The sequence below is a fragment of the Bartonella sp. AP58NXGY genome (assembly GCF_042195785.1).
GTDB lineage: Bacteria > Pseudomonadota > Alphaproteobacteria > Rhizobiales > Rhizobiaceae > Bartonella.
Window position 1 is genome coordinate 238,966 of record NZ_JBHIOY010000002.1, and the last position, 7,053, is coordinate 246,018.

The window sequence follows — 7,053 nt, forward strand, 5'->3', positions numbered from 1 at the left end:
GGGAAAAGATTGAGTGGTGAGAAATAGGGAGCAGCTGAGGAGATAATGCTTAGTCTGGTTGTTTTGCTGCTGAGGGGATACGAGAAGATTGGCTGTTTTGAGTAGAGGACATTTAGGCATTTGAAGGCATTGGCGTTAACTGTAGTTTTAAATATTTTCTTTTTAATTCTGTGTGAAAGTTGAAGGGATGGGTGCCGTTTGTTCTAGCGCGGAGAGGCTTGAGTGAGATATTTTTCGTGTGGCGTTGGAGAGAAGCTTTAGTTTGAGAAGAGAGGGGCTGCGGTTAAAGAAATATCTGAGCCTTTTGGTTTAGAGGATTGGGGAAAAGATTGAGTGGTGAGAAATAGGGAGCAGCTGAGGAGATAATGCTTAGTCTGGTTGTTTTGCTGCTGAGGGGGCACGAGAAGATTGGCTGTTTTGAGCAGAGGACATTTAGGCATTTGAAGGCATTGGCGTTAACTGTAGTTTTAAATATTTTCTTTTTAACTCTTCATAAATACCAACAAAAACAGTAAATTGTCAGTCATATTAAATAAAAATTATCACTTGTTCAAATTGGATCTGTAATAAATACCTTTTTTGAGACAATTATCCTGAAAATCATAGAAGTAAAAAAATCTTCGTCAGTCACTTGAAAGAATGATATTTGTAATAATTAATTTTAGCTTTTCTATCGTATAACCTCAATTGCTCGGCGCCGTTTGATGACGTACAAGAAAATTTTCGGTGTTGTGAATGGCTGAAGAAAATGTGATGTTTCTCAAAAGATGGTATACAGAGCCATTACCTTAGTTGCTTTCTGATTGCCGGTTTAGCGTCATTGATATAGACGCAGAGTGGGATCAGTCAACGATGGATGTTTTAATACATATATATCCAACACTTACCATTGGTGGTTTTGTTATCATTGATGATGATAAATGGCTCAGTTGCTGGAAGGTCGTTGATGCCTTTAGGGTGTGAGGGAAAATTGATAATCCAATCAGTATTGCTAACGAAAAGGAAGGGGGTGTTTTGGTGCAAAGAGATGGGGCAACAAAAAATCGCTTGTTTATGCTTTTATTGGGTAATGGCTTAGTGTCCTTTGGGGGGTGGATTGATTATATCGTGATTTTGACCGTATCTGTGTTTTACTGGAAAGCTGATCAATATGACGTCGCTTTGATTGGAGCGGCAACATTATTCCCTGGTATCGTTCTGTCTAAGCCAATTGGAATGTTGGTAAGTCACCGTTCTATGATCCATTGGTTGCGGGGCGTCACTGTTGTTACGGGAACTCTGTACTGTCGTTTTATTAATGGCTACGAGTCTGCAAGGATTTATAGTATTGGCAGTCATTCGAGCAACATTCAATAGTATCGCTATTCCAGCAATTTCTGTTCTCAGTGCAAATTCTGTTCCTGAAAAAGAACGCAACCATTGCTATTCTGTGCTTAACATGATCAATAGCGCAGCAAAGATGATCGGACCTGCTTTGGGAAGTGCTTTGTCTGTGCTTTTATCAGATACCTATACTTTATTATTTTCGGGATTTTTGACATTCCTAGGCTTTATCGTGTTTTGTTGTCTTGGTGCACAACCTGTCTCGTCACTCATGATAAAAAAAGCAATCCAAAGAACGTTGAACCATATCCTAAATCATCAGGTGTGAATAGCAAATACCATGAAATTACAGCAGAGACTTTATGGGACAACTTGGTATGCCTATGTGGGGGTGATGTTCATTTATTTTGCCATGGTCTTTATGGTGAATAATCAGTTGCCCGTTATTCTCAGCACAATGAAAATGAATAAACAGACTCTTGGAATGCTGGTATCTGCTTCAGCGATTGGTAATTTTCTCTATGGGTTTTGGCGTGTGAAAAAATCAAAGCATAAACCCCTTACAGGAAAAATATCTGAGTTGTTAATGCCAGCAATGTCAACAATGGTTTGTTTTGTCATGATCTCAGTGTGCTTTTTTTACTTTGATTTACTCCATATTGAGATTTTGTTGCTTTGTTTTTTCCTCATTGGAATGGTCAGTGCTCGCTTTTTCATATCTTCTAACATTTATCTGGTAACCAATTTCAATGAACAAATTGGGATCGCTTCCGGATGGGTACAGTCTGTACAAAATTTAGCGATGTTGGTGGCGCCCTTTGTTGGAGCGTTTGTTTTAGGTCACACTTCGGCTGGAAAATTGTTCCTTCTTTCTGGATGGATTGGATTATGCTGTTTATTGGCTATCAGGATATTGGTGAACCGTTTGTCGTCAGTTGTTTGTACTGAATGATTGGCTCGTTAATTCAGTTAAGTGTTTTAACTCATTTTTCCTAGCTTCAAGGAGTATGAAGGTAACGCAACATAAGGGTGAACCAGCCTTTTTAACGCTATAGCGTTAAATTTAAGCCGTTATGTGGGGGGAATAAGATTCTGGGAGTTTTTGTTATGTTTAAGTGCTTCTCAGCACTAAAAGCAAAAAGCTAACTATAATTCAGTACTTTTAGACTCCCGGAATACCAATGCGAGGGGGGCTCGCACTCAGTTGGGGAGGTAAACGTGCGAGATAAAAATCCGCATTCTCATGATATTTTTATAAGAAAAAAATTTATTATAGAAGAAATTTCATGGGAAATTCTCAAGAACAATTGGGGAAAAAATTAGGCGTAAGCTTCCAACAAATTCAAAAATATGAAAAAGGTATAAACCGTGTAGAGGTTGGACGTTTGCTGGAAATCGCCAATATATTCGATGTTCATATCTCCTTTTTATCCTATGCTATAAACACCGTTGTTTGAGGGCGGCGATATCAGGCATGGAAACTTTAGGTGGGATGGATTGATGACTGATGGGGCTTCTTTGCTTCAGTAAAGGTGGATGATGTGCAAAACGCACTGCTTTGCCATTTTTTTAGATGATGAGCGTTTTTCTGTTTTAGAATTTTTTGAAAAGCTTTTTTAAAGCAGTTCGTGTTGGTCGCATTTTTGTCGATGGATAATGGATAAGGTAGAGGCGCGTGATCACTTTAATATATTTCACTTACCTTATTATGCCATAAACACTGTTCGTTTGAGGAGAGGCTCTGAAGTTTGTAAGGGGGCTGGGTAAAAAGCTGGGGTGTAGAGCGTTGTTGATAGAGCTGCGTGGAGGGGTGGGCGTTTCATTGGGCTTTGTTCTGTAAAGGCGTAAAAATGTGGAACCGTGAGAAAGGAAGCTGCGGTTTTATGCGTGGTGTATGATTTTGTCATGGCATGGAATGGGGTGAGAAGGTTGGGGGGCGTGGATGAAGAGTTTATTAAGGGGGGAAATTGGGATGAAGAGGCGGCGTGTGGATGGGAGTATTTGAGAAATGGGGGGGAGAACAATATAAATGGAGAGTGGCTTAGATAAAATGTATTGGGAGAGGAAATATAAAAAATGGGGGCAGAATGGAAGAGGTGCGTCAAGGATAGAAGTGAGGGGGTGGAGCATGTTGTGAATGGGTGTGTAAGAATGGAGGATGAAGAGAGAGGGGAGAAGAGTTTGCGGATGGAATGGAAAGCCCGAGATGAAGAGGAGGGAAGGCGTTGGCTCGAGAAGAGAGGGAATGGAGGAGAGTATGAACAGGTTAGGATGGTGTGTCCAAGAGGTGGTGGTGGGATGAAGATGACGTGAGGAGGTAGGATTTGCTTATCGTGCCTGATGAAACAGCGTTGTTTGGAGGAGGGATGATCTGAAGCTTATACTTTAGGGTATTGGCTCTATTAGCGAATAATGTTGGTGCCTGCGTTTTTGCTTAATCAGAAATCAACCACAAGATTGCCTTCTGTTTTTTTGGTTTGAGCTCTCTAAAATTTTTCAAAAGGGTGTGTTCTTTTTCGCTATAGGTTTCTTGATCACGGTGTGGGGTATTTTCTTTTGTTGAGATATCTTCTTTTGTAGCAATGTCTGCATAAAAAAAGCTTATAGGAACTTCCAGTTTTTGGGCGATTTTGAGTAAACATCCTACGCTTACACGATTGAAGCCTTTTTCATACTTTTGGATTTGTTGGAAACTGACACCTAAATAGCTTCCTAATTCTTTTTGGGAAAGCCCTATTGAAATGCGTCTGTGGCGGATTCTTTTGCCTATCAAAATGTCGATAAAATGTGGATTTTTAGTTGGCACTTCAAGCCCCCCTCCGGTTGCGAGCGCCCTCGCATTGGTATTCCGGGAGTCAAAATACTGAGCTCTAGTCAGTTTTTTTGCTTTTAGTGCTTAAAGCACCTGGACATGGCAAAAACTCCCGGAATTCCGGGACACCCACAAGAGTGGGCTCATTTTACGCTAGAGCTTAGGGTTTTTGAATCCCTCTTGATCGCTGCGTAGACGATCAAAAAACATTTTTTAATTTGTAAAGTAATTTCAGAAGATTGGCAAGAGAAATGAAAATAATCTCAAAGACTATAAAATTGGGTACTTTTTAAAAAAGTGCGAAATATGGATTATAAATCGCGTCTTTTGCTTAATCAGAAATGTCGATAAAATTTGGATTTTTGGTTGGCACTTCAAGCCCCCCTCCGGTTGCGAGCGCCCTCGCATTGGTATTCCGGGAGGTTGAAAACACTGACTTGACTCGGCTTTTTGCTTTTAGTGCGGAAAAGCACCTGGACATAACAAAAACTCCCGGAATTCTAAGGATATTCGCAAAAGTGGGCTCAATTGTACGTTAGGGTTTAGGGCTTTTAGCTCCCTGTTGATCGCTGCGTGGACGATCAAAATTACACTTTAAGTGATAAAGTAATTTCAGAAGATTGGCAAGAAAATGAAAATATTTTTGGATCTCAAGAATTATCCTCTTATGCTGTGAAAAAATGCTTTTTGAGGTTGATATCAGGCATATCAATTTCCGTATCTAGGTATGTGCGCGTGTGTGTTGAATATTTTAGGGGTGGGCTTGTTTGTAGCGCCTTTTGAAGCACTCTCCTTTGAGGGGGCGTGATCTGAAGCTTATATTTTAGAGGGATTAACGAATAATGTTGGTGCCTGCGTTTTTGCTTAATCAGAAATCAACCACAAGATTGCCTTCTGTTTTTTTGGTTTGAGCTCTCTAAAATTTTTCAAAAGGGTGTGTTCTTTTTCGCTATAGGTTTCTTGATCACGGTGTGGGGTATTTTCTTTTGTTGAGATATCTTCTTTTGTAGCAATGTCTGCATAAAAAAAGCTTATAGGAACTTCCAGTTTTTGGGCGATTTTGAGTAAACATCCTACGCTTACACGATTGAAGCCTTTTTCATACTTTTGGATTTGTTGGAAACTGACACCTAAATAGCTTCCTAATTCTTTTTGGGAAAGCCCTATTGAAATGCGTCTGTGGCGGATTCTTTTGCCTATCAAAATGTCGATAAAATGTGGATTTTTAGTTGGCACTTCAAGCCCCCCCTCCGGTTGCGAGCGCCCTCGCATTGGTATTCCGGGAGTCTGAAAACACTGACTTGACTCAGCTTTTTGCTTTTAGTGCTCATCGCACCTGGACATAGCAAAATCTCCCGGAATTCCGGGATACCCGCAAAGCGGGATAAATTCATGTGTCAAGTCTTCGGGTTTTCAGTTCCCTATTGGTCGTCGCGTATATGACCAAACTTACAGTATTTATTCATAAGGCAATTTCAGGAGATTGGCAAGAGAAATGAAAATAATCTCAAAGACTATAAAATTGGGTACTTTTTAAAAAAGTGCGAAATATGGATTATAAATCGCGCTTTTACCTATCAGAATGTCGATAAAATTTGGATTTTTAGTTGGCACTTCAAGCCCCCTTCCGGTTGCGAGCGCCCTCGCATTGGTATTCCGGGAGTCTAAAAGTACTGAATCCGAGTCAGTTTTTTTGCTTTTAGTGCGGAAACGCACCTGGACATAGCAAAAACTCCCGGAATCCCGGGATACCCACAAAAGTAGGCTCAATTGTACGCTAGGGTTTAGGGCTTGTCTTCCCTCTTGATCGCTGCGTGGACGATCAAAATTACACTTTAAGTGATAAAGTAATTTCAGAAGATTGGCAAGAAAAATGAAAAATTTTCTATTCTGTTATACCGTAAAACGGCGCTATTTGAAGGGGGAGTGAAGAGCTTGAATATTCATGATAGGGCTTTGATTTGTTGAGCCTGATGAAGTGCTGTCGTTTGAGGAGGGTAGTCTGAAGACTGTAAGGGGACTAGGCAAAAAGCTGGGTTCGTTTTCAGAACAGTGTTTACAGAGCGGTGCGGGGTGGTGATGTGGAAATTTTATTTGGCTGACTTCTGTAATAACGTAAAAGCGTGAAAACGTATATTCGTAAAATAATGCGGAGGATTTGTACTGTGTGTATGCTTTTACCATGGCGTGGAATGTGGTCAGAAAACTAGGGGACGCATTTGTGAATGGAGCGGGGAAAGCTGGGATGAAAAGGGGTCTTAAATGCATTTTCTGGAGAAGAGTATGTGGAGAATATTTGGAGGAAGGGCTTATTTGTCTTGTCTGATAACGCCTCTTTTGAGGGGTGGTGATAATTATATGAAGTGATCAGTAGTCCTTCCCTAGATAAGAAGCTGGATTGTTTACGGATCAGTGTTTATCGAGCGGTGCGGGGTGGTGAATTTTTCGTTGGCTGTTTTCTGTGAATGTGTAAAAACGTAAAAATGTGAATCTGTAAAAGTGAAGCGGAGGATTTATGGATTTATGTGTTGTGCGTGTTTTAGGGTCACGTTGGGCTTTTGTCTGGCATGGATGGGGTGAAAGGATTTGGGAGAACGAGCTTGTGAATCGAGGAGGGAAGCTGGGATGAAGAGTGCTGTAAGTTGTAAGTGTGTGATGGGAGAGAAAAGGGGGGGTGGAATGGAGAGAGTGCCTATGCACAAAGGGAGGGCGTGAAGGGATGGTGTGAGGGTGATAGAAGAGGGAGGTGAGGCTTTTATTAAAGAGTGTTGTAGTTTTGAGAGAGGATGAGAATGGAGAAAATACCCTGGAAAGTATGGTGATGAGGTGAGCTAATTTTGAGGTCACGTTGGGCTTTTGTCTGGCATGGATGGGGTGAAAGGATTTGGGAGAACGAGCTTGTGAATCGAGGAGGGAAG

At 40.9% G+C, this 7,053-nt stretch carries 9 protein-coding genes; 7 read left to right on the top strand and 2 right to left on the bottom strand.

Translation table 11 applies throughout. The features are described 5' to 3' along the window. Positions 1 to 792 precede the first annotated feature (792 nt). The 7 genes from ACFINC_RS02490 to ACFINC_RS02520 all read left to right on the top strand — a co-directional run bounded on the left by ACFINC_RS02490 (position 793) and on the right by ACFINC_RS02520 (position 3,636). Positions 793 to 963 carry a TylF/MycF/NovP-related O-methyltransferase gene (locus tag ACFINC_RS02490; protein ID WP_375615941.1) on the top strand — a complete coding sequence of 57 codons (171 nt, stop codon included), beginning with the start codon at positions 793 to 795 and terminating at the stop codon, positions 961 to 963. 51 nt (positions 964 to 1,014) lie between these two features. Further along, entirely contained in the window at positions 1,015 to 1,356 is a 342-nt protein-coding gene (locus ACFINC_RS02495) for a hypothetical protein (protein WP_375615942.1), read from the top strand. Next, positions 1,298 to 1,651 carry an MFS transporter gene (locus tag ACFINC_RS02500; RefSeq protein ID WP_375615943.1) on the top strand — a complete coding sequence of 118 codons (354 nt, stop codon included), beginning with the start codon at positions 1,298 to 1,300 and terminating at the stop codon, positions 1,649 to 1,651. Before ACFINC_RS02495 ends, ACFINC_RS02500 begins: the two co-directional genes overlap by 59 nt. A gap of 12 nt (positions 1,652 to 1,663) precedes the next feature. Continuing rightward, positions 1,664 to 2,275, top strand: a complete 612-nt coding sequence (locus ACFINC_RS02505; protein WP_375615944.1) for a hypothetical protein — start codon at positions 1,664 to 1,666, stop codon at positions 2,273 to 2,275. A gap of 334 nt (positions 2,276 to 2,609) precedes the next feature. After that, positions 2,610 to 2,780 carry a helix-turn-helix domain-containing protein gene (locus tag ACFINC_RS02510; RefSeq protein ID WP_375615945.1) on the top strand — a complete coding sequence of 57 codons (171 nt, stop codon included), beginning with the start codon at positions 2,610 to 2,612 and terminating at the stop codon, positions 2,778 to 2,780. A 403-nt stretch (positions 2,781 to 3,183) separates the two neighbouring features. Beyond that, a complete protein-coding gene (locus tag ACFINC_RS02515; protein WP_375615946.1) occupies positions 3,184 to 3,372 on the top strand; it encodes a hypothetical protein in 189 nt (62 codons plus the stop codon). Between the two features lie 84 nt (positions 3,373 to 3,456). After that, complete coding sequence (locus tag ACFINC_RS02520; RefSeq protein WP_375615936.1) at positions 3,457 to 3,636, top strand: hypothetical protein; 180 nt, start codon at positions 3,457 to 3,459, stop codon at positions 3,634 to 3,636. A 121-nt stretch (positions 3,637 to 3,757) separates the two neighbouring features. Here ACFINC_RS02520 and ACFINC_RS02525 read toward each other — a convergent pair whose 3' ends face one another. Both ACFINC_RS02525 and ACFINC_RS02530 read right to left on the bottom strand, forming a co-directional pair. After that, on the bottom strand, positions 3,758 to 4,129 hold the full coding sequence (locus ACFINC_RS02525; protein ID WP_375615947.1) for a helix-turn-helix domain-containing protein: 372 nt from the start codon (positions 4,127 to 4,129) through the stop codon (positions 3,758 to 3,760). Positions 4,130 to 4,999: 870 nt separating this feature from the next. Continuing rightward, a complete protein-coding gene (locus ACFINC_RS02530) occupies positions 5,000 to 5,371 on the bottom strand; it encodes a helix-turn-helix domain-containing protein (RefSeq protein WP_375615947.1) in 372 nt (123 codons plus the stop codon). Positions 5,372 to 7,053: the final 1,682 nt, after the last annotated feature.